Source organism: Marinomonas pollencensis, assembly GCF_003387375.1.
GTDB classification, from domain to species: Bacteria; Pseudomonadota; Gammaproteobacteria; order Pseudomonadales; family Marinomonadaceae; genus Marinomonas; species Marinomonas pollencensis.
The window spans coordinates 1-2,011 of sequence record NZ_QUNG01000032.1; the positions used below are offsets into that span (position 1 = coordinate 1).

The following is a 2,011-nucleotide window of genomic DNA, read 5'->3' on the forward strand; positions in this document are numbered from 1 at the left end:
CTGTCGTTAGCCTGTCTTTTGGGCAGTTCTTCGAAGAGCTTTACTAGATAATCATAAGGAATAAGACCATTCGCTTTTGCCGTTTCGATGATGCTGTAGAGTATGGCACTGGATCGTGCGCCATTCCCCGTATTCGCAAATAACCAGTTTTTACGGCCGATCACGAAGGGTTTGATGGCTCTTTCCGCTCGGTTGTTGTCGATATTGATCTGCCCATCTGTTAGGTAAACAGTGAGTTTGTCCCATTGATTGAGATTATATTGGATCGCTTTGCCTAAAAGTGACTTTGGTGGTACTTGCTGAGCCGACTTTTCAAGCCAATTTTTATAAGATGCCAAGATCTCAGACGCTTTTTCTTGTCTGAGTTGTCGGATTTCTTCAGCGGTGCCTTTTTGCTTGGCCAAGGCTTCGATGGCATACAGCTTTTTGATGAAGTTAATCGCTACCGTTGCTTTACCTGCTTTTCCTTTGGGCATGCCTTTTTCTGCTTCAATAAATTTTCGACGCGCGTGTGCCCAGCAACCGGCAAGCGTTGCCTTGGTCGATTCGTAAGCTGGGTAACCATCCACATTCAGATAGCCGTCGAAGCCTTGTAAAAAGTCAATCGCACATTGGGCGCTTCGTGTGGGCTGGAAGTCGTATAACACAATATTGGGTATCGGGCTTTGTTTGTCTAGTCCATCTCTACCGGTGCAATAAAGCCACATGTAACAGTTCGAACGAGATTCTTTAATGACATTAAGCGTTGTCTCATCCCCTTGGATCACGGGTTGTTCAAGCAAAATCGTATGAAGTCGATCATAAAGGGGCTGTAACGCTGAAGAGCATTTTAGCATCCAATCCGACATGGTTTGCCGGCTCAGTTCAATGCCGTATTGCTTGAACATGGTTTCTTGTCGGTATAGAGGCAGACTGTATTGGAACTTACCTGTGATCACTTGACTTAATAAGCTGGGTGTCGCGATGCCTTTAGGAATAATGCTAGGCGGTATCGCTGCTTGCTTGATCGTTGTTTTCGTTTCGGTCTTTTCACACTGACGGCACGCGTATTTAGGGCGGACCGTTTCGAGGATTTTTAACTGAGCGGGAAGAAACTCTAATTTCTCAGAGGTGTCTTCGCCAATACGATGCAGTGGTGTCTGACAGCAAGCGCACGTTTTATCCGATTCCGCTACATCCACTACAACCGTCTCACGAGGTAAGTCTTTCGGCAGAGGTTTTCGCTTAGGTTTTGTGCGCGAATAGGAAACAGTTTGGCTGTCCGTTTCAACATCAGCATTGTCTTCTTGAGAGTCGTTTTCTGACTCGTCAAACAATTCGCCTTGCCCGGGAGAGACTTCAGAGCCTTTACCAAACTGCTTTTGTTGAGCTAAGCGCCATTGCTCAAGAATCCGTTCGTATTTTGACGCCCACTCAGCAAGTTGATTGTCTTTAACCGCTAAAGCCGAGTCTTTTTCACCCAACAACAACGACTGCTCAAGTAAAAGAGCCTTAAGAGAGTCAATGTCATTGGGTAAGTCATCAGGGAGTATTTTCATGGCTTGGATTATACCAAGCGAATACCCTAATCGTCATGATATCGATAGGTTAAATGTGGGTGAGCTTCTTGTAAGTTAAGCGCAAGACCATCTAGCAACCAATTCAGCTGACGAGGTGATACTTGAATAGACAAATGCTCATCATCAATACCAGGCCACTGAAAATGGCCTTTCTCGAGACGCTTATAATGTAGCCAGAAGCCATTCGATGCCCATTGTAAGATTTTGACTTTATCGCGAGCTCGACCGCAAAAGACAAAAATATGATCGCTACAAGGCTCCTTTTCCAGATCATACGCGACAATATTGCATAGCCCATCAATGGCCTTACGCATATCGGTTGGCCCGCAAATGAGGGTCACATTAAGTTGAGCAGACGCGGTAAACATAAGTCTTTCGTTCCAATTCAGAGAGAGCAAGAGACTTTATGGTGTTTGGTGGAGATTTCTATGTGGGGGTTAGCCGACGCTTAC

General features: G+C 45.5%; 2 protein-coding genes. Both read right to left on the reverse strand.

What is annotated here, in order from left to right:
• On the reverse strand, nucleotides 1-1,538 hold a 1,538-nt coding region (gene tnpC, locus DFP81_RS18030), incomplete at its 3' end, for an IS66 family transposase (RefSeq protein WP_115899266.1).
• A 26-nt stretch (nucleotides 1,539-1,564) separates the two neighbouring features.
• On the reverse strand, nucleotides 1,565-1,927 hold the full coding sequence (gene tnpB / locus DFP81_RS18035) for an IS66 family insertion sequence element accessory protein TnpB (RefSeq protein ID WP_115899267.1): 363 nt from the start codon (nucleotides 1,925-1,927) through the stop codon (nucleotides 1,565-1,567).
• Nucleotides 1,928-2,011 lie beyond the last annotated feature (84 nt).

What these genes read in the sequence shown, in the direction of transcription:
- tnpB (WP_115899267.1), bottom strand. Translation starts at nt 1,927, where the DNA reads ATGTTTACCGCGTCTGCTCAACTTAATGTGACCCTCATTTGCGGGCCA.